This window comes from Flavobacterium sp., from assembly GCF_049590715.1.
In the GTDB taxonomy this organism is placed as follows: domain Bacteria; phylum Bacteroidota; class Bacteroidia; order Flavobacteriales; family Flavobacteriaceae; genus Flavobacterium.
The window spans coordinates 36692-56473 of sequence record NZ_JBAWDL010000132.1 but is presented as its reverse complement, the minus strand read 5'-3'; the positions used below and the strand labels follow the sequence as shown (position 1 = coordinate 56473).

Below are 19782 nucleotides of genomic sequence, written 5' to 3'. Positions count from 1 at the left end.
CTATGATAAAAGCTAAAAAAAATAAATAAACAAAAAAATCCATTCATTAGGGAATGGATTTTTTTTTTAATCTCAGGCGAAACCGCTGTAAATCTTAATCTGTAACTTGAAATAAAAACTAAAAACTAAAAAATTAAAAGCAGCGATTCCTACCTGTATATCAATAACACTTCAAATATATAGACAATCCTAAAAACCATACTAAAATTTAAAATCTGATGCAAAAATACTTTTTTCAATCGATTTCGTAAAATATTTTTATACTTTTTTTTTATAAAAAAACCAGTTATGAAACACTAACTGGTTTTAATTGATTTCTAAAGAGTTAATTAAATAATGATCCGAATAATTTCTCCATTTTTATTTACCATCTCCAAACGAACACTTTGGTTCTCATCTTTATTGTTTAATAATCTAGAAACTGATTCAATATTAGTTGCTTTAATATTGTCAATACTCAAAATAATATTTCCTTTGAGTTCATCCATATATTGCATTAAATTTTCATTGTTTATTGATTTTATTTTGACACCATAATTTAATTTGAATTTTTTCTTATCAGCAACATCAATATTTTCCAATTCAATTCCTTTAAATTCAGTTGAGAAAAACTCATTTTTACTTAAAGTGACTTTTGTAATTTTATTGTTTCCATTTCTAAGAAAAGTAACTTCTACAGTATCATTAGGACGTTTTGTATTGATGTAACCTGAAAGATCAGCAAAAGTTGCAATTTTTTGATTGTCTAATTTAACAATAACATCGCCTTTTTGAAGCCCTGATTTTTCAGCACCCGAGTTCTTTGAAACCTTATTTACATAGAAACCTTCAGTCTCAGAAATCCCTAATTCTTTAGAAGCCAACGAATTTAATTCTCCTCCCTCTACTCCTAGAATTCCACGTTGCACGTTACCATACTCCATAATATCTTCAATAATTTTACGAGCAATATTAGAAGGAACTGCAAACGAATACCCCACATACGAACCTGTCATTGAAGAGATCATTGTATTAATTCCGATCAAATTCCCATTGGTATCAACCAAAGCACCTCCACTATTTCCTGGATTTACTGCGGCATCCGTTTGAATAAAGGATTGAATACCGTTATCTCCTAAATTTCTAGCCTTGGCTGAAACAATTCCTGCTGTAACAGTCGAAGTTAGATTATAAGGATTTCCCACAGCAAGTACCCATTCTCCAACTTTTACATTATCTGAATCACCAAAAGTTGTATACTGTAATTTTTCTTTTGCATCAATTTTCAACAACGCAATATCCATTTTAGAATCGGTTCCAATTAATTTTGCTGTATAAGATCTCTTATTATTCAACGTAATTTCAATTTCCGAAGCATCTTTGACAACATGATTATTAGTAACTATATACCCGTCCTCTGAAATAATAACACCAGATCCCGTGCCAATTTGCTCCTGTGATTGACCTCCTTTATAACCATAAAAATATTCCAACATTGGGTTTGAAACGGTTCTACGAGAAACATTTTTTACGTGAACTACGGTATGAATCGTTTTATCAGCTGCTTCGGTAAAATCTAATACATTGGACGAAAGTCCGACCTTTCTTGAATAGTTATCGGTTGCCAAAGTGGTTAGTGTTTTTTTTTCTAAAGAAAGAGGACTATTACTGTCAAATAACAATTTATATGCCCCCAAAGTAAGTACTCCACTCAAAAGAGATACTACAAAAAGCTGTGAAATATTTTTCATAATATTAAAGTTTGTTTTACGTTATTTGTATTGTAAAAATAATGCCAAAATCAATTATTAAAAAGGAGTTTAACGCTCTTTAACAGTGATTAACTTTTCATTAATAATTCGTATTTTTGCATGATTAAAATTTAAAAAAATGCAAATCCCTTTTTATAAATACCAAGGTACAGGAAATGACTTTGTAATGATAGACAATCGATTAGGTGTTTTTCCAAAAGAAAACACCAAACTAATTGCTCATTTATGCAACAGACGTTTTGGCATTGGTGGTGATGGATTAATTTTGTTAGAAAATGATTCTGAAACCGACTTCAAAATGGTTTATTATAATTCTGATGGAAACCAAAGTACTATGTGTGGAAATGGAGGAAGATGTTTAGTTGCTTTTGCTAAAAAAATAAATGTTATCGAAAACCAAACTACATTTAACGCTGTTGACGGTTTGCACCATGCCAGTGTGGGACATGACGAAATTGTTTCGCTACAGATGATTGATGTAAATAATATAAATATTGATTCAGAATATTCATTTTTAAACACTGGTTCTCCTCATCATGTTCAAATAGTAGATGATTTAGAAAACTATAATGTAAAAGATAATGGAGCCGCAATCCGCTACGGAACTTTATACGGTAAAGAAGGAAGTAATATCAATTTTGTCAAAAAAATAAATGATACTACTTTTTCATTACGCACCTACGAAAGAGGAGTTGAAGACGAAACATTAGCCTGTGGAACTGGAGCAACTGCTGCCGCTATTGTCATGAATGCAATTGGTGAAACAACAGCGACTTCAATCAATATGAATGTTGAAGGAGGAAAACTAATTGTTTCTTTTGACAAAAAAGACAATCAATACACAAATGTATTCCTAAAAGGACCAGCTGAATTTGTATTTGAAGGAACTATTGAAATATAAATCCATTTCTCTTAAAAAACTCTCAAAATGATAACCTTAAAAGGAAAAAACATCTACATCCGAGCATTAGAACCTAATGATTTAGAGTTCATTTATGCTATGGAAAACGATGAAAACATTTGGGAAGTAAGCAATACACAAACTCCATATAGCCGTTTTTTAATTCGTCAATATTTAGAAAATGCGAATCAAGATATTTACGAAGCGAAACAATTGCGATTAGCCATTTGTCAGGATGAAGATTTCCCAGCATTAGGACTTATTGATTTATTTGAATTTGATCCAAAAAACAATAGAGCAGGAATAGGTATTGTAATCCAAGGACTTAGCAATCGAAATCAAAAGATAGGTTCAGAAGCACTGGAACTCCTGATAAATTATTCTTTTGAACATTTGAATTTACATCAATTGTATGCAAATATTGGCGAAGAAAACAGTGCCAGTAAAGCACTTTTTACTAAATTTGGTTTCCAATGTGTGGGTATAAAAAAAGACTGGAATTTTATTCAAGGAAAATATAAAGATGAAGGAATTTACCAACTAATCAATCAACAATTTTAATAATAAGATTTTGAACTTAAAGAAAATAATTTCGACAGCAGCCATTGTTATCATCTCTGGATTAATCCTTTATGGGTTTATTATTATTAGACAAATTTTCTCTGAAAACACCAAATTCTCTGAAAATGAAGTTTATATACATATTCCTACTGATTCTAATTATGAAGCTGCAAAAGCAATTCTTACTCCTTATATCGAGAACATCGATCATTTTGAAATGGTCGCAAGCAAACGAAATTATCCTGAAAACGTAAAAGCAGGTCGTTTTTTGTTTACAAAAGGAATGAATAGTTACGAATTAGTTAAAGCATTGCGCTCAAATGTCCCTGTGAAATTAGCTTTCAATAATCAAGAACGATTAGAAAATTTTGCTGGACGTATCAGCTCTCAAATCGAAGCAGATAGTATTTCATTACTTAAAACCATCAAAGATTCCATTTTCATGAAAGAAAATGGTTTTAACGAAGAGAATGTTTTTGCAATGTTCATACCTAATACCTATGAATTCTACTGGAATACTTCGTCCATTAAGTTTAGAGACAAAATGATTAAAGAGTATCGTAATTTTTGGACAGACGAAAGAATCAACAAGGCAAAACTGCAAAACCTTACCCCTGTCGAAGCCACTATTCTAGCTTCTATAGTACATAAAGAATCTGTCAAAAAAGACGAACGACCTCGTATTGCTGGTGTATATTTGAATCGTTTGCGATTAGGAATGCCTCTTCAAGCAGACCCAACAGTGATTTATGCCATTAAAAAGAAATCAAATGATTTTGACCAAGTTATAAAAAGAGTTTTTTACAACGACTTAATAATGGCATCACCTTATAACACTTATGTAAATACAGGACTTCCTCCTGGCCCAATTGCCATGCCTGACATTACCGCAATGGATGCTGTATTAAATCCTGAAAAACATGATTATATCTTTTTCTGTGCTAGTGTAGAACGTTTTGGTTATCATGATTTTGGTGCTACTTTATCAGAACATAATAAAAATGCAAAAAAATATTCTGATTGGATCAACAGCCAAGGAGTAAAACGATAGGTTTGAACTGGAAAAAAATACCATTACACCTTTTCTTTTTTGGAATCATGAGTACGATCTCTTTTTCACAAAATAGAATAGATTCTTTTTTAAAACCCTCTGACACGCTAAACTTCAATAGAAAAAAAACAATTATACTTACTGAAACCATAATTGGCACAGCTACTTTGATTGGACTGAATCAATTGTGGTATGCGGATTATCCTCGTTCTAAATTTCATTTTATAAACGACAATTCCGAGTGGTTGCAAATGGACAAATTGGGACATAGTTACTCTTCCTATCATTTAGGGCGATTTGGTGCCGAATTACTGCAATGGAGTGGCGCTAGTAAAAAGGACCAACTCCTTTATGGGGCAGGATTAGGATTTACATTTCAAACAGCAATTGAAGTTCTCGATGGCTTTTCATCCCAATGGGGAGCTTCTGTTGGTGATATTATAGCTAATGCTTCAGGAACGGCGCTATATGTAAGTCAAGAATTACTCTGGAATGAACAGCGCATTATTCCAAAATTCTCATTTCAACAGTCCATTTATCCCTCACAACGACCTAACGTTTTAGGAAGTACTTTAACCCAACAAATTTTAAAAGATTACAACGGTCAAACCTATTGGCTTTCCTTCAATATAAAATCCTTCGCTAAAGACACTAAAATTCCAAAATGGATCAACCTTGCTTTAGGTTACGGAGCCGATGGAATGATTTCAGGCAACGGAGAAATACCTAAAAATTACACCGGCTTTCAAACCACAAAAAAAAGACAATTTTACCTCAGCTTAGACGTTGACCTAACGAAAATCGATACAAAATCCCATATTTTAAAAACTTTTTTTAGTATTTTCAACACTTTAAAAATTCCTTCACCATCAATAGAATTCACAGCTAACGAGAGAGTTAGAGTGCACCCAATCCTTTTTTAACATAGTTTAACAGCTTGATTTTCAGTTTTATAAAAATTGTTGTATATTTGCATGCAGAAATTTCAGAAGGGGACAGCGTTCTGAAGAAAAACAATTTATGAGAAAGAAGTGGTATTTTTATACAAGTTTAGCGATTATTATAGCTTTTTTAAGCGCCGGTTTTAAACCCCTTAAAATTGATACTAATCATTGGTTTATAATAAAAAACCCTGATGGATCGCAGTACTTATATCCATCACAAGAACAAGAAGATTACACTAATTTGAATATCCCTTTTACTGGAAATTTATTTATTGGTTTCAAAGAAGCAATCGGCTTCAAAGAATCACAAGGAAAATACAAAAAAATTAATTCATTAGGTTATTTAGGGAAATACCAGTTTGGTGTTGAAACGCTAAAAACAATTGGAATTAAAGACAGCCTATCCTTTTTGAAAAGTCCAAAAATGCAGGAAAAGGCATTTGTGGCACTTTTAGCAAAAAACAAATGGCTTTTGCGTGACATTATTGAAAAATATGATGGTAAAGTAGTTGCTGGAATTCAAGTAACTGAATCTGGTATTTTGGCCGCTGCTCATTTAGGTGGCGCAGGTTCTGTAAAAAAATTCTTTAGCAGTAATGGTAAACGATTTTTAAAAGATGCATATGGTACTTCCGTAAGAAGTTACATGAAAGCTTTTGGTGGATACGATACTTCATTTATTGTTGCTAATAATAATGCCGTAGTTACTATGAACTAATAATTAACCCGTTGGGTGAAATTAAATTGATAGTTAATTTTAACCTATTGTCACATTGAGCTTGTCTAAATGCATCTTATATGAGTCTTCGACAAGCTCAGACTGACATTTTGGGTATAAACAACTTCAGATTTAAATTAGAATTGCCTTTTTTAAGTGAATCTTATTAATTTCACCCAACGGCTTAATAATTATTGTTTTCCTTTAATAGACTTTGTAAGATTGTCGAAGCGGCATCACTAATTTTAGTTCCTGGTCCAAATATAAAATGGACTCCCTCATCAAACAAAAATTGATAATCTTGCGTTGGAATCACACCTCCTACAACGATCATAATATCATCACGTTGGCAATGTTCTAGTTCGGCAATCACTTGGGGAACTAATGTTTTATGCGCCCCAGCCAATGAAGAAATACCTAAAACATGGATATCATGCTCCACAGCCTGTTTCACAATCTCTACAGGAGTTTGAAACAATGGACTGATTGTAACGTCAAAACCAACATCAGCGTAGCTGGTAGCCACTACCCTAGCGCCACGATCATGACCGTCTTGTCCCATTTTAGCAATTAAAATCCGTGGTTGAATTCCTTTTTCGTTCGCAAAATCATTTGCTAATTGTTTCGCTTTTTCAAATTCAACATCCTTTTTTATAGCTTTATCATACACGCCGCTGAAGGATTTTATCTGTGCTATATAACGACCGTAAACTGTTTCAAGAGCAGTACTAATTTCGCCCAGGGTAGCTCGATTTCTTGCTGCTTCAATCGAAATTTCTAATAGATTTCCTTCGCCAGTTTGTGCACAATGAACCAACTTATCCAATGATAATTTTACTAAATCAGAATTTCTTCTTGATTTAATTTCAGTTAGACTTTCTAATTGTTGATTCCGCACCTTCTCGTTGTCCACATCTAATATTTCTAGTCGCTCTTCTTTTTGTAAACGGTATTTATTAACGCCTATAATCGTATCTTGTTCACTATCAATTCGGGCTTGTTTCCGTGCGGCTGCTTCTTGAATCCGTTGTTTCGGAATTCCAGTTTCAATGGCTTTTGTCATTCCTCCCAAAGCCTCAACTTCTTCAATCAATTGCCAAGCTTTTTCAACAATGGAATTCGTCAAACTTTCAACATAATAACTACCACCCCAAGGATCAACGGTTTTGGTTATTTTAGTTTCTTCTCTTAAATACAATTGTGTATTTCGAGCAATTCGAGCCGAAAAATTAGTAGGCAAAGCGATTGCTTCGTCTAAGGCATTCGTATGCAACGATTGTGTCCCACCAAAAACGGCCGCAGTTGCTTCAATACAAGTCCGAGTTACATTATTAAAAGGATCTTGCTCTGTCAAACTCCAACCACTGGTTTGGCAATGTGTTTTCAAAACCAATGATTTTGGATTTTGAGGATTAAATTGCTTCATTAATTTGGCCCACAACATTCGAGCGGCACGAAGTTTTGCAATTTCCATAAAATGATTCATTCCAATTGCCCAAAAGAAAGACAAATTAGGAGCAAAGTCATCGATTTTCATTCCCGTTACTAATCCTGTGCGAATGTATTCTAATCCATCAGCGAGTGTATAAGCCAACTCCAGATCAGCAGTAGCACCCGCTTCATGCATGTGATAGCCCGAAATCGAAATCGAATGAAACTTCGGCATTTTGTTATGGATATATTCAAAAATATCCGAAACAATCTTCATCGATGCCTTAGGTGGATAGATATAGGTATTTCGAACCATAAACTCTTTCAAAATATCGTTTTGAATCGTACCTAATAATTGTTCGGGAGCAATTCCTTGTTCCTCAGCAGCGACAATATAAAAAGCCATAATAGGTAAAACAGCGCCATTCATAGTCATAGAAACCGAAATATCACTGAGCGTAATACCATCAAACAATCGTTTCATATCCTCAACGGTATCAATAGCTACTCCTGCTTTCCCCACATCTCCCACTACTCGTTCGTGATCTGAATCATAACCTCTGTGTGTAGGTAAATCAAAAGCAATTGAAAGTCCTTTTTGGCCGGCAGCTAGATTTTTTTTGTAAAAAGCATTACTTTCTTCTGCTGTTGAAAATCCAGCATATTGGCGAATAGTCCAAGGCCTAGTTAAATACATTGTTGCATAAGGACCACGTAAATACGGCGGAAAACCCGCAGCAAAATCCAAATGTTCTAAATCCTCAACATCTTTTTCAAAATAAGTAGATCGCACAGCAATCCCTTCTGGAGTAGTAAAAATACTTTCTGGTCTATCTGATTTAGATTTACCAATATATTTGCGGATTGTGATATTTTGAATATTTTTTCTTTTCATGTATATATGGAATAACCTCCGATAACCAAAGATAATAGTTTTTAAAAACTGTAATGGAATATTATTCTTTTTTGATTAAAATAAAACATTACTCTTCATAAAAATCAAAAAAAACATTAAACAAGAACTAAAAATTACAATAATGTAACAAGTCAACGATTATCATCAATATTACGCTAAATAGAAAAATAAAAAGTATTAGATTCAATTAATAAATAGACTCTCGGTCTAAATTAGTGGAAAGTTAAAATATAGTTTAATTTGAAATCCTGAAATTAGACGTATTAGGAATTTTGTTATGAGTTAAGTCTCAGTAGGTTTTAAAAAAGATAGATATTGAACATCCCACACAAGTGATTGATGTTTTTATTGAATATGAAAAAAGCTTAAAATTTAATTGTCCTCATTGTGATGAGTTATCTAAAATTTATGATGGTAGTTCTATATACATTGTATTATGACTAGTCATATAATTTGTGAAGCAACCAATGGTTTTATTTTTACTTTTTTATGCAGAAAACAATTCCACAAAAAAACTTCCCTCAAATTAGAAATCTTGGATAATTTATAAGAACTTTGCAAACTTTTTTAGGTGAAAGCCAAATATGCTAAAGTTTTAGAAATTAACAAATTACCATCCTTAAAATAGATGAAGAAAAAAATAGAGATACTAGCTCCTGCCAAAGATTTGATTCATGGAATGGCAGCCATCAACGCAGGTGCCGATGCAGTTTATGTAGGCGCTCCCAAATTTGGAGCTCGTTCCAATGCTACCAATTCCATCGAAGATGTAGCTGCTTTGGTTCAATATGCACACTTATTCCATGCCCAAGTTTTTGTGGTTATCAACACCATCCTTTACGACAACGAACTGGAAACCTGTCGTCAAATGATTTGGAAACTGTACGATATTGGGGTCGATGCTTTAATCGTTCAGGATATGTCCGTGATGGAAATGGACTTACCCCCTATCGTGTTACATGCCAGTACACAAGCCAACAACCGCGATCCTCACAAAATTAAATTCCTAAAAGAGGCGGGAATGAGACGTGTGGTTCTCGCACGTGAATTAAACTTACACCAAATTAAAGAAATTGCCGACACAGCAAATGTTGAATTGGAATTCTTCGTTACCGGTGCGTTATGTGTTTCTTTCAGCGGAAACTGTTATATGAGTGTGGCCAATGGGGAACGTTCGGCTAATCGTGGGTCTTGTGCCCAAAACTGTCGTTTACCATACAATTTGATTGATGGAAACGGAGACACTTTAATCAAAAATTCACATTTGCTTTCGATAAAAGATTTAGATGTTTCGGATCAACTCCCAAGTTTGATTGAAGCAGGGGTTTGCTCCTTTAAAATTGAAGGTCGTTTAAAAGATGTGGTCTATGTGAAAAATAATGTGTCTTATTTACGTCAAAAATTAGATCATTTCCTTGAAAACGAAGGAAGCGCTAAATATGCCAAAGCTTCTTCGGGTAAATGTACGTATACCTTTGATTCTGCTTTAAATAAAAGTTTCAACCGAGGTTATACGGATTATTTTGTAAACGAAAGATACCAATCTATCGGTTCTTGGGAAAGTCCAAAATCCAAAGGACAATACATTGGTAAACTGATTAAAACCACCGCTAATGCTTACGAAATTGAAAACGGTCATTTGCTAAACAATGGCGATGGACTTTGTTTTATCAACGAAAATAACGAAGCCGAAGGAATCTATGTAAACAAAGTCGAAAATGGATTGGTTTATCCAAATGTGCTCAAAGAAATCAAACCAGATACGTTTATTTACCGTAACAATGATGCCGCTTTCATTAAAATTGTAGAGCGCGAAGACAGTGCCGTGCGTAAAATAAGCACGACCTTATTATTGACCGAAAATGAAAATGGTTTTGAATTAATCGCTACCGATGAAGATGGTTATATAAGTATCGTTACTTTGGTTCACCCAAAAGAACAAACTAAAAACAACGAATCCATCGCTGAGAATTTCAAAATTAATTTGGCTAAAACAGGATTTACCCCTTATACGGCTGATGAAATTACCGTGATGTTTTCTGAAAATTGGTTTTTACCGATTTCTAAAATTAATGAAATGCGTAGAACGGTTTACGAACAATTATCTGAAATTCGTTTGGCTAATTACAAACGTGAGGAACACCAATTGGTTAAAACCTCACATCCGTATCCAGAAAGCAAATTAGATTTCATGTACAACGTATCAAATAAAATGGCTCGTAAATTCTATGAACGTCACGGCGTTACTGAAATTGAAAAAGCGTTTGAATTGCAATGGGATCCAGGAAAATCACGTGTGATGACGACCAAATATTGCATCAAATACGAATTAGAAAGATGTCCGAAATACCATCGTGAAAACATGGACAAAAAAGTAAAAGAACCATTAGTTCTAAAACAAGGTGAATTAGAATACAAACTCAAATTCAATTGCAAACCTTGTGAGATGGAAATTTGGGAAAAAGATGCCGAATTTGAAATCGAAGAGGATCATTTTCATTAATACACCAACCGATACTCCACAGTATCGGTTTTTTTATGACCGCAAATTCTCAAATTTATTTTTTAAGTTAGTAACCTAGAGCGACTCCTTTTACCTAAATTTGAAATGCGCAACCTAATCAAACAAATATGACTTTAATTCTAGACAGTTTATCAAAACACATACATCTGACGCCTCAAGAGCAAGAACTTTTTTTGTCTAAAGTAGAAAGCAAAAAACTCAAAGCCAAAACCATCCTGCAACAAAGTGGCACGATTTGCAAAGATTCTTACTTTGTGAATTCTGGGATTTTACGCAGTTTTAACATCAATGATAATATTGTCGAACATATTATGAGTTTTGCTTGTTCGGGTTGGTGGATTAGTGATATGTATAGTTTGCTTTCTGGAAAATCAGGAAACTTATTTATCGAAGTTCTTGAGGATGCCGAAATATTGGTGCTTTCGAAAGAAAACCAAGAAATTTTATATCATGAAATTCCAAAACTCGAGCGCTTCTTTAGAATATTAATCGAAAATTCTTTAGTTGCCAATCAAGAACGTCTAATGGATAATTTAAGTTTATCCGCCGAAGAACGTTATGAAAAATTTCAAGTCAAATACCAAGACTTACAATACAGAATTCCTCAAAAACAAATTGCTTCATTTATTGGAGTCACTCCTGAATTTTTTAGTAAAATGAAATCTCGAATATTAAAAAATAGCTAATCTATTATTTTTACTTTGCATCTCTTTACCCTCAACTCCTTTTCCTTATTATAAATTAAGTACTACGTAAACATACGTCGTAAATTTACATAACAATAATCACTACATTCAAAGTTATAGCAGATACAACTTTAGTTTTATAAATTATTGCAATGCCGATAGAAATGAGTTTGGCTTATTACACGTACTCAACGATGAAACTATTGCAGTTAGAATGTTCTATTGACTACGTCGACACAATAACATAAAATCGTAACTATTCCTTTTCAAGGAATTTTGTTTCTAATGCAGGTAAAGAATAAGTTTGAAGCCTTAAAATATTTGATTGTTTATGAATATAAGTTTGATAAAATCTTAGAAAAACAGAATTAGAACATCAAGAAACCGTGTGTATCAATTCGGCTCTACAGTAAGTTTACCATTACGTACAAGAATTAAAAATTATAGATAACTTGGTCGAAGTACACTGTAACACTTGACATACAACTACATCAAGAACTCGATTTTAAATAATTAAAACTGCCTTAAACTATTAAAATTTTTAATGATGATTCTTATAATATTTATGAATACCAAATTAAAAAAGTAAGCTAAAAATAGCTGCTTTTAAGTCCTCTTTAAAATATTCTTATCTAGATTTTAAAAATTTAATACCTATAAAAAGGCCGATATATTAGAAACCTCTTTAAACTAATTATTTATTAAATAATTATAAAATGAAAAAAAATTATTCCTCAGAAACTATTGGTTTTTGTACTTCCATAGTAACATGCAAAAGAACTGCCATTCCTTTATCATTAACCATAGTCATATTTAAGGCATCCAACAAAGCCAATCTACTAGAAGTCAAACCACTAAACATGTTGTGAGATATATTCATTTCTTTCAGATGTTTTAATTTCTCTAATTCAAATGGTATTTGTCCATCAAATTTATTATCAAATAAACTTAAATTTTCTAAGTTAGCTAGTTCCGAAATTTTTGGACTCAATTTACCTACAAAACTATTACTATTTAAAAGCAATGTTTTTAATGATGTCATTTCATAAAGAGACGTTGGAATTTCTCCTTTAAGTTGATTATTGAAAACGGAAAGAACTTGTAATTTTTCTAAGTCCCCTATTTGATTTGGCAATTCACCAACCAAAGTATTCATATACAATATAACTTCTTTTAAATTATTCAATACACAAATTGAAGTAGGTATACTGCCTTTAAATTTATTGAATGAAAGATCTAGGATATATAAGTTTTTTAGTCTCCCTATATCATTAGGAATAGAGCCTGATAATTGATTTTTATGTAAAACTAATTCTTGTAAATCTACAAGATTAACAATTTCAGCAGGTAATTCACCAACTAAATTGTTATCACTTAAATCAATAGAAACCACTTTATTACCATCTAATTTGACACCATACCAAGTATCTACAGAAGCATTAAGATTCCATTTTGAAGTCCAATTATCCCCATTGGTTTGATGGTATAATTTTATCAATACTGCTTTATCAGATGAGGAAACTTCTGCTAACATCACTAAAGAAGTTAAAACAGTAAATACAAAAGTGAATATATTTTTCATAGCCCAATAAATTAATACTATAAATATAGTTCAAAATAACGATTACACACAAAAAAAAACGATTAAGTACACATAAAAATAATATTAAAGAAGATTTTACTTATAAATAAAACAACTATTAATATCAAAAAAAGAATTATATTTGAATAACAAATCTTAAAGTATTAATATGGAAATTAATTTTTTAGTTCTTTTAGTCGCAGCCACTTCAACTTTAGTAGTTGGCTTTATTTGGTATAATCCAAAGGTTTTTGGATCTATTTGGATGAGAGAATCTGGAATGACAGAAGAAAAAATGAAGGGCACTAACATGGCGCTTATCTTTGGTATGTCAATCTTTTATGCGCTCTTAATCTCATTAGTTTTACAAATGCTAACTATCCATCAATGGGGAGCGGTTAGTATGGTAGGTGGAGATCCAAGTATAGCTAAACCATCTTATGACGCTTTTATGACTGATTATGGCACTAATTTTCGCACCTTTAAACATGGTGCTTTTCACGGATTACTCACAGGAATCTTCATGGCTATTCCTATAATTGGAACCACAGCTCTCTATGAAAGAAGAAGCTGGAAATATGTATTAATTTCTGGAGGATACTGGGTAGTAAGCTTCATGCTTATGGGAGGCATTATTTGTGCATGGTCATAAACAAATAATAACTCGTCTTAAAATGAGACGAGTTATTGTTCTAAAAGCTTTTCTATTTCTTTGGCCATATTAAAATCTTTATCCGTTACACCATTGGCATCATGAGTAAACAACCTAATATTTACTTTATTATACACATTAAATAATTCAGGATGATGATTGACTTTTTCAGCCAAAATTCCTATTTGCACGATAAAACCTAATGCTTGATTGAAATTTTTAAACATAAATTTCTTTTCAATTCCGTTACTATTAAATTCCCAGTCTAATAAATTAATTAATAACGGTTGCGCTGTATGCTGGTCATAAGTATTCATAGTAATATTTTTATTTCTATAAAATTAGTTAAATTTTAATCAATAAGACTGCCATTTGAGTTTAAATAGTAATTTTGGTTTCTAAATAAATCCTGCCCTTGAAAGATATTTTTTCTTTTCGAATCTATTCCTCAACAAACGATCTCCCTCTTGAATGGGATAATTTGACCTCAAAGAACATCTTTCTTACCAAAGAATATTTAAGTATACTCGAAAAAGCCGCGCCTACAAATATGGTTTGTCATTTTATTGGAATATTCAAAGGAGAAGAATTAGTCGGCACCTCTTTATCCCAATACATCAATTTAAGTAAAGTAAATTCATTAGGAGATCGTGATCAATGCTTTAAGACCCTGATCAAAAATTTCTTATTCAAAAAATTAATTTCCAATGTTCTTATTATTGGAAACAATATGCTCACTGGTCAAAATTGTTATTGTTTTAGCAGTGCTATATCCGAAAAAGAAGGTCTCATACAACTAAATAATGCAGTTAAAGAATTGACTATTCAATTTAAAAAACAAAACATAAAGATACATCTTACCGTTTTTAAAGATTTCTTAGTTACTGATTGCAATACATTTAAAATTCCTGAATTTAAAAGATATTATCATTTCAATACACAACCCAATATGATTTTTAACATCAAAGAGTCATGGCATTCTATTGATGACTATATAAGCAATTTGAACAAAAAATACAGAGATCAATACAAAAGAGCCCGAAAAAAATCGGAAAGTATTGAAAAAAGAAAATTATCTCTTACTGAAATCTCGGAATACCATTCTGAAATTAATGAACTGTATTTAAATGTTGCTAAAAATGCCCCTTTCAATACTTTTTATTTGTGTGAGAAGCATTTTGAAGTTTTTAAACAAAAACTTCATGATAACTTTCTTTTTTACGGCTATTTTTTTGACGGCAAACTTATTGGATTCAATACTTTAATTAAAAATGGCGAAGACATCGATACTTATTTTTTAGGCTATGATGACAAACATCAAAGAGACAAAATGTTATATCTTAATATGCTTTATGACATGATTTCATTTTCTATTAAGAAAAAGTTCAAACGTATTATTTTTGCAAGAACAGCATTAGAGATCAAGAGTTCTGTTGGCGCTATCCCTATAGAAATGAATGGTTTAATTTGCCATGAGAATTATTTTTTAAATTTATTAATGGCTAAAAGCTTTACCTATTTTGAACCTAAAACAGAATGGAAACAACGAAATCCATTTAATAATATATAAAATTAAGGCACAGCCACTTTCATTTTTTCTGAATAAATTGAAACAGATAATTCATTCTCTCTCCCTATATATTCTCCATCAATTTGAAAACCTACAGGGAAATTGGTTTTTATTGTTGCAGCATTCGTTGATATGATTTGAATGTCCTTATGTACTAAAGGCAAGTTTCCTATAATAATTTTGCTAAGCACCCCTAGGCTTATTTTCTTCAAAACCACCAATTCAAATTTACCATCATTTAATGTCCCTAATGGATTAATTACTACTCCTGTTCCATATTTTTGAGCATTAGCAATAACAATCATTCTGGCTTCTGTTTCAATTCTAGTACTTGATGTTTCAATTGTTACACGAAAAGGTTTAGGCGTTTTAACAAATGTTTTTAAGGCTTGCACAAAATACCCCCACTTACCATGATTTTTACTTTTTTTATAATTTTTAATTAGTTCTGCATTTAATCCAATGTCGCTCAAGTGTAAACTTTTTCTACCATTAATAACCACCATATCAATTTCGAGATAATCGTGATGAAAAGCAATCTCTAAGTTTTCTTCTATTGTTTTTAATAAATCTAATTCGACCGCTAAACCATTCGCAGAACCTGCGGGTAATATTCCTAAAATTACATCCTTAGTTGCTACAGCATCAGCAACTAATTTAATAGTACCATCACCACCAGCAATAATAATGCGTTCCGGTTTAAATCCTGAATACAATTCACGTATTTTTTCAAGGTCATCTATACCTGTAGTTTTATAGAGAACTAAATTAATTTCTTTATTCGAAACAAAATTCTTAGCAGCCCTTACATAATCTGCTTTACCTAATCCACCTGATACAGGATTAACAATCAATAGAATATTCTTTTTCATCATTTTATTTCAATTATTGCTTAAAATTAACTAATTTTCATTGTACTTCAAAAAAGTAACATCTTTATGAAACCTATACTAAAACTATACCGAGGTTACGCTAATGAGCAAGAATTAATTGTCATGGGACACGTTTTTAAACCTACTAATAGAAAGGATTATGATTTTCTATCTAAAAAATTTAAAAATGCCAAAGCAACCATCAATATGTTTCGAATTAAAACACATGCTAATGCAGATGTTTTTCTTTTGCACAATAACACAAAAATACATACAAAAACACTTGACGACGGTTATTTTAAATTTTGTATTCCATTGGTGCAAAAAGATCATGGCTGGATTGAATATGAAGTTAGCATTGTGTACAAGGATAAAACTATTATAAGTAAAGAAAGTTATAATCGGCCTAAAGAAGGGGATTTAGGAATAATATCAGATATTGACGACACCTTCCTCGTATCTTATACGGAGAACCCTCTCAAAAAAATCTATCATTTATTATTTAAAAATGTAACGAAGCGGAAAATATTTGAAGATGTTGTTCACCATTACCAAGCTTTAAGCCTTGCTGGGAGAAAAAACCCTAACGAATACAATACCTTTTTTTATGTTTCTAGTAGCGAATGGAACTTGTATCGATTTATTGTCAAATTTACCGAGATTCACCAATTACCCAAAGCTGTTCTATTACTAAAAGACATTAAAACCAGTATTGGGAGTTTTTTTTGGACTGGAAGAGGAAAAAAACACAATCATAAATTTGAAAAAATAAAACATGTTCTCGAATTTTATCCTAATCTAAAATATGTTTTATTAGGCGATGATACTCAAGAAGATGCCTACTTATATGAGGCAATTTGCAAAATATTCCCGCTTAGTATTAAAGCGGTATACATTCGTCAGACTGGAGGTTCTAAAGAGTCTGTAACTAAAATTTTAAACAATATTAGCAGTCTAAACGTTGAAGTATGCTATTTTAAAGATAGTTCTGAAGCCATTGAACACTCTAAAGCCATTGGTTTAATTGATTAAAAAAACGTTTTATATAAAAGGAATAGCCCAGATAGTAGTGAAAATCCTTTTATAAAAAACACTGTTTTTTTGTACTGCTGGCAGAGCGACCAGAGGAAGCTCCTGCCAGTAGTTTACAAAAAATGTGTTTTGAGTAAAAGATTGTAACGGAAAGCTGGATTAGCTACAAATTATCAATCTCTTCTTGAACCATTTCCCAATCTAATAACAATTGGTCTAAATCAGCTTTTTTCTTATTGTATGCTTTAAAAAAGGCCGCATCTTCGATATGTTTGTCGTAGTTAGATTCAAGCATTTTATCATTATTTTGAATATCTTTTTCTAATTGCTTGATTTGACTTTCAATTTTGCTCAACTTATTATTTAAACCTTTTGCTTTTTTTTGATCTTCGTATGAGGCTTTATTACTTTCTTTAGGAGCTGCGGCTTTTTGAAGGTCTTTTTTCTCAACTTCACGCATATTTTCAAGGTTACGTTGTTCTAAAAAGTAATTAATATCACCCAAATATTCTTTGATTTTCTGATCTTTGAATTCGTAAACAAGGTTTGACATTCCTTGCAAGAAATCTCTATCGTGCGATACCAGTAATAAAGTTCCTCCAAATTTTTGCAAGGCTGCTTTCAATACATTTTTGGATTTGATATCCAAGTGATTCGTAGGCTCATCCATCAATAAAACGTTGATAGGTTGCAACAATAATTTACAAAGCGCTAGACGGTTACGTTCCCCTCCTGAAAGGACTTTTACCTTTTTCTCTACATCATCACCACGAAATAGGAAAGACCCTAACATATCACGAACTTTCATACGGTTAGTGTCAGCAGCAGCATCTTCCATAGTTTGAAGAAGTGTAATTTCGCCATCTAGATATTCCGCTTGATTTTGAGCAAAATATCCTAATTGTACATTATGTCCTAATTTGATATTTCCTTGGTAATCAAATTCATCAACAATGGCTTTGATAAAAGTAGATTTACCTTGACCATTTTGACCAACAAAAGCAATTTTACTTCCTCTTTCTACTAATAAATTGATATCTTTAAGAATCGTTTTATCACCATAACTTTTGGTTACATTTTCAGCTTCGACAACTACTCTACCAGGTTCCTTGGAAACAGGAAAAGAGATATTCATTACTGAATTGTCATCTTCGTCAACTTCAATACGTTCTACTTTATCTAATTTCTTAATTAAAGACTGCGCCATAGAAGCTTTGGAAGCTTTGGCACGGAATTTTTCAATTAACTTCTCCGTTTCTTCAATTTTCTTAGCTTGATTTTTTTGTGTCGCCAATTGTTTCTCACGTATTTCATGACGTAATTCTAAGTATTGCGAATACGGTTTGTTGAAATCGTATGCTTTACCTAAAGAAATCTCAATGGTTCTATTTGTCACATTATCCAAAAACATCTTATCGTGTGATACAATCACCACAACACCAGGGTAATTTCGTAAGAAGCTTTCTAACCAAATGATACTCTCAATATCCAAGTGATTGGTAGGCTCATCGAGAAGTAACACATCATTAGCTTGCAAAAGTAATTTAGCTAATTCAATTCGCATTCTCCACCCCCCCGAAAAAGTTTCAGTTTGGTTATTAAAAACATCTCTTTTAAAACCTAAACCAAGCAGAATTTTTTCAGTATCTCCTACATAGTTATACCCGCCTAGAAGATCAAAACGGTGGGTGTAATCCGATAAATCTTCTATAATTTTAGAATATTCTTCACTTTCATAATCAGTACGAGTGACCAATTGATGATTAATTTCTTCTAATTTTTTTTCAACAATTTTGATTTCTGTAAAAGCTTCATAAGCTTCTTCAAGAACCGTTCTCCCTTGCTCAAAATCAATATCTTGACGAAGAAACCCCATACGAACATCTTTCTCTTGTGATATAACACCCGAATCTGGTTTAAAATCACCAGCCAACATTTTTAGCATCGTTGATTTACCAGCACCATTCTTTCCTACAAGACCTACTCTGTCTCCTGCCCCTAACCTAAATGTTACTTCTTCAAACAAATAAGTACCCCCAAACGAAACCGATAAATTGTGTATATTAAGCATTGTGTTTTTATTTAATGTTTTAAGCTCAATCTATATTTATTTCAAAAATCAAATCTAATTTAACTTAAACCCAATCATATTAATTGTAAATTTGTCTTATCATAAAAAAAGCCTAAAAACAAATTTTTTGCAAATGTTAAAAAAAGGATCCAAACTAAATAGCATTTTAACAGGAACTTGTCCGAAATGTCAAAATGAGAGCATGTATCTGGAAAAAAACCCATTACATTTAAGTTCCGTATTAAAAATGCACCAAGATTGTAGCCATTGTGGATTTCATTATCAAATTGAACCATCCTTCTTTTATGGGGCAATGTATGTCAGTTATGGACTCAATGTTGCCATTGGAATTGGAACATTTATTATTTCCAATGTTCTATTGAATACCACTATCAAAAATTCCTTTATAGCTATAATTGTAACTCTTATTTTAGCTGGACCTTTTGTTTTACGATGGTCAAGAAACATATACATCAACATGTTTGTTTCTTATGAAAAAGATGCAACAATAAAAAAATAA

Annotated in this window: 17 protein-coding genes; 11 read left to right on the top strand and 6 right to left on the bottom strand. The window is 32.1% G+C overall.

What is annotated here, in order from left to right; all coding sequences use genetic code 11:
- Positions 1-329: 329 nt before the first annotated feature.
- Positions 330-1730, bottom strand: coding sequence for a trypsin-like peptidase domain-containing protein (locus WBQ70_RS06000; protein WP_423911711.1), 1401 nt, complete (start codon positions 1728-1730; stop codon positions 330-332).
- Between the two features lie 139 nt (positions 1731-1869).
- Here WBQ70_RS06000 and dapF point away from each other — a divergent pair, with 139 nt between their 5' ends.
- The 5 genes from dapF (at position 1870) to WBQ70_RS05975 (ending at position 5926) form a co-directional block, all read left to right on the top strand.
- Positions 1870-2652: a diaminopimelate epimerase gene (gene dapF / locus WBQ70_RS05995; RefSeq protein ID WP_423911709.1), complete on the top strand. Its 783-nt coding sequence runs from the start codon at positions 1870-1872 to the stop codon at positions 2650-2652.
- 27 nt (positions 2653-2679) lie between these two features.
- Positions 2680-3213 carry a GNAT family N-acetyltransferase gene (locus WBQ70_RS05990; RefSeq protein ID WP_423911707.1) on the top strand — a complete coding sequence of 178 codons (534 nt, stop codon included), beginning with the start codon at positions 2680-2682 and terminating at the stop codon, positions 3211-3213.
- A gap of 10 nt (positions 3214-3223) precedes the next feature.
- Positions 3224-4264 carry an endolytic transglycosylase MltG gene (mltG, locus tag WBQ70_RS05985; protein ID WP_423911705.1) on the top strand — a complete coding sequence of 347 codons (1041 nt, stop codon included), beginning with the start codon at positions 3224-3226 and terminating at the stop codon, positions 4262-4264.
- Positions 4234-5187, top strand: a complete 954-nt coding sequence (locus WBQ70_RS05980; protein ID WP_423911702.1) for a DUF2279 domain-containing protein — start codon at positions 4234-4236, stop codon at positions 5185-5187. The genes mltG and WBQ70_RS05980 overlap by 31 nt, the downstream gene beginning before the upstream one ends.
- Before the next feature lie 97 nt (positions 5188-5284).
- A complete protein-coding gene (locus tag WBQ70_RS05975; protein WP_423911700.1) occupies positions 5285-5926 on the top strand; it encodes a peptidoglycan-binding protein LysM in 642 nt (213 codons plus the stop codon).
- A gap of 184 nt (positions 5927-6110) precedes the next feature.
- Here the strand turns inward: WBQ70_RS05975 and scpA are convergent, their stop codons facing one another.
- Positions 6111-8252 (bottom strand): methylmalonyl-CoA mutase, encoded by a 2142-nt coding sequence (gene scpA, locus WBQ70_RS05970; RefSeq protein ID WP_423911698.1) that lies wholly within the window; start codon positions 8250-8252, stop codon positions 6111-6113.
- 649 nt (positions 8253-8901) lie between these two features.
- On the opposite strand from scpA, the gene WBQ70_RS05965 reads away from it, so the two are divergent.
- A complete protein-coding gene (locus tag WBQ70_RS05965; protein ID WP_423911696.1) occupies positions 8902-10776 on the top strand; it encodes a peptidase U32 family protein in 1875 nt (624 codons plus the stop codon).
- 128 nt (positions 10777-10904) lie between these two features.
- Entirely contained in the window at positions 10905-11483 is a 579-nt protein-coding gene (locus tag WBQ70_RS05960) for a Crp/Fnr family transcriptional regulator (RefSeq protein WP_423911695.1), read from the top strand.
- A 727-nt stretch (positions 11484-12210) separates the two neighbouring features.
- On the opposite strand, the gene WBQ70_RS05955 is transcribed toward WBQ70_RS05960, so the two are convergent.
- Complete coding sequence (locus WBQ70_RS05955) at positions 12211-13065, bottom strand: leucine-rich repeat domain-containing protein (RefSeq protein ID WP_423911693.1); 855 nt, start codon at positions 13063-13065, stop codon at positions 12211-12213.
- Positions 13066-13234: 169 nt separating this feature from the next.
- Here WBQ70_RS05955 and WBQ70_RS05950 point away from each other — a divergent pair, with 169 nt between their 5' ends.
- Positions 13235-13717 (top strand): DUF1761 domain-containing protein, encoded by a 483-nt coding sequence (locus tag WBQ70_RS05950; protein ID WP_423911691.1) that lies wholly within the window; start codon positions 13235-13237, stop codon positions 13715-13717.
- A gap of 32 nt (positions 13718-13749) precedes the next feature.
- On the opposite strand, the gene WBQ70_RS05945 is transcribed toward WBQ70_RS05950, so the two are convergent.
- Entirely contained in the window at positions 13750-14034 is a 285-nt protein-coding gene (locus WBQ70_RS05945) for a 4a-hydroxytetrahydrobiopterin dehydratase (protein WP_423911688.1), read from the bottom strand.
- Positions 14035-14132: 98 nt separating this feature from the next.
- Between WBQ70_RS05945 and WBQ70_RS05940 the strand changes: the two genes are divergently transcribed.
- Positions 14133-15287: an 8-amino-7-oxononanoate synthase gene (locus tag WBQ70_RS05940; RefSeq protein WP_423911685.1), complete on the top strand. Its 1155-nt coding sequence runs from the start codon at positions 14133-14135 to the stop codon at positions 15285-15287.
- Between the two features lie 2 nt (positions 15288-15289).
- On the opposite strand, the gene WBQ70_RS05935 is transcribed toward WBQ70_RS05940, so the two are convergent.
- Positions 15290-16162, bottom strand: a complete 873-nt coding sequence (locus WBQ70_RS05935; RefSeq protein WP_423911682.1) for a diacylglycerol/lipid kinase family protein — start codon at positions 16160-16162, stop codon at positions 15290-15292.
- 63 nt (positions 16163-16225) lie between these two features.
- On the opposite strand from WBQ70_RS05935, the gene WBQ70_RS05930 reads away from it, so the two are divergent.
- Positions 16226-17191: an App1 family protein gene (locus WBQ70_RS05930; protein WP_423911679.1), complete on the top strand. Its 966-nt coding sequence runs from the start codon at positions 16226-16228 to the stop codon at positions 17189-17191.
- A gap of 163 nt (positions 17192-17354) precedes the next feature.
- Here the strand turns inward: WBQ70_RS05930 and abc-f are convergent, their stop codons facing one another.
- Positions 17355-19262 carry a ribosomal protection-like ABC-F family protein gene (gene abc-f, locus WBQ70_RS05925; protein WP_423911677.1) on the bottom strand — a complete coding sequence of 636 codons (1908 nt, stop codon included), beginning with the start codon at positions 19260-19262 and terminating at the stop codon, positions 17355-17357.
- A gap of 133 nt (positions 19263-19395) precedes the next feature.
- Between abc-f and WBQ70_RS05920 the strand changes: the two genes are divergently transcribed.
- A complete protein-coding gene (locus WBQ70_RS05920) occupies positions 19396-19782 on the top strand; it encodes a DUF983 domain-containing protein (protein ID WP_423911675.1) in 387 nt (128 codons plus the stop codon).

Excerpts from the sequence above, each read along its gene's own strand:
- WBQ70_RS06000 (WP_423911711.1), bottom strand. The coding sequence starts at position 1,730 with ATGAAAAATATTTCACAGCTTTTTGTAGTATCTCTTTTGAGTGGAGTA.
- dapF (WP_423911709.1), top strand. The coding sequence starts at position 1,870 with ATGCAAATCCCTTTTTATAAATACCAAGGTACAGGAAATGACTTTGTA.
- WBQ70_RS05990 (WP_423911707.1), top strand. The coding sequence starts at position 2,680 with ATGATAACCTTAAAAGGAAAAAACATCTACATCCGAGCATTAGAACCT.
- WBQ70_RS05975 (WP_423911700.1), top strand. The coding sequence starts at position 5,285 with ATGAGAAAGAAGTGGTATTTTTATACAAGTTTAGCGATTATTATAGCT.
- scpA (WP_423911698.1), bottom strand. The coding sequence starts at position 8,252 with ATGAAAAGAAAAAATATTCAAAATATCACAATCCGCAAATATATTGGT.
- WBQ70_RS05965 (WP_423911696.1), top strand. The coding sequence starts at position 8,902 with ATGAAGAAAAAAATAGAGATACTAGCTCCTGCCAAAGATTTGATTCAT.
- WBQ70_RS05960 (WP_423911695.1), top strand. The coding sequence starts at position 10,905 with ATGACTTTAATTCTAGACAGTTTATCAAAACACATACATCTGACGCCT.
- WBQ70_RS05955 (WP_423911693.1), bottom strand. The coding sequence starts at position 13,065 with ATGAAAAATATATTCACTTTTGTATTTACTGTTTTAACTTCTTTAGTG.
- WBQ70_RS05950 (WP_423911691.1), top strand. The coding sequence starts at position 13,235 with ATGGAAATTAATTTTTTAGTTCTTTTAGTCGCAGCCACTTCAACTTTA.
- WBQ70_RS05945 (WP_423911688.1), bottom strand. The coding sequence starts at position 14,034 with ATGAATACTTATGACCAGCATACAGCGCAACCGTTATTAATTAATTTA.
- WBQ70_RS05935 (WP_423911682.1), bottom strand. The coding sequence starts at position 16,162 with ATGATGAAAAAGAATATTCTATTGATTGTTAATCCTGTATCAGGTGGA.
- WBQ70_RS05930 (WP_423911679.1), top strand. The coding sequence starts at position 16,226 with ATGAAACCTATACTAAAACTATACCGAGGTTACGCTAATGAGCAAGAA.
- abc-f (WP_423911677.1), bottom strand. The coding sequence starts at position 19,262 with ATGCTTAATATACACAATTTATCGGTTTCGTTTGGGGGTACTTATTTG.
- WBQ70_RS05920 (WP_423911675.1), top strand. The coding sequence starts at position 19,396 with ATGTTAAAAAAAGGATCCAAACTAAATAGCATTTTAACAGGAACTTGT.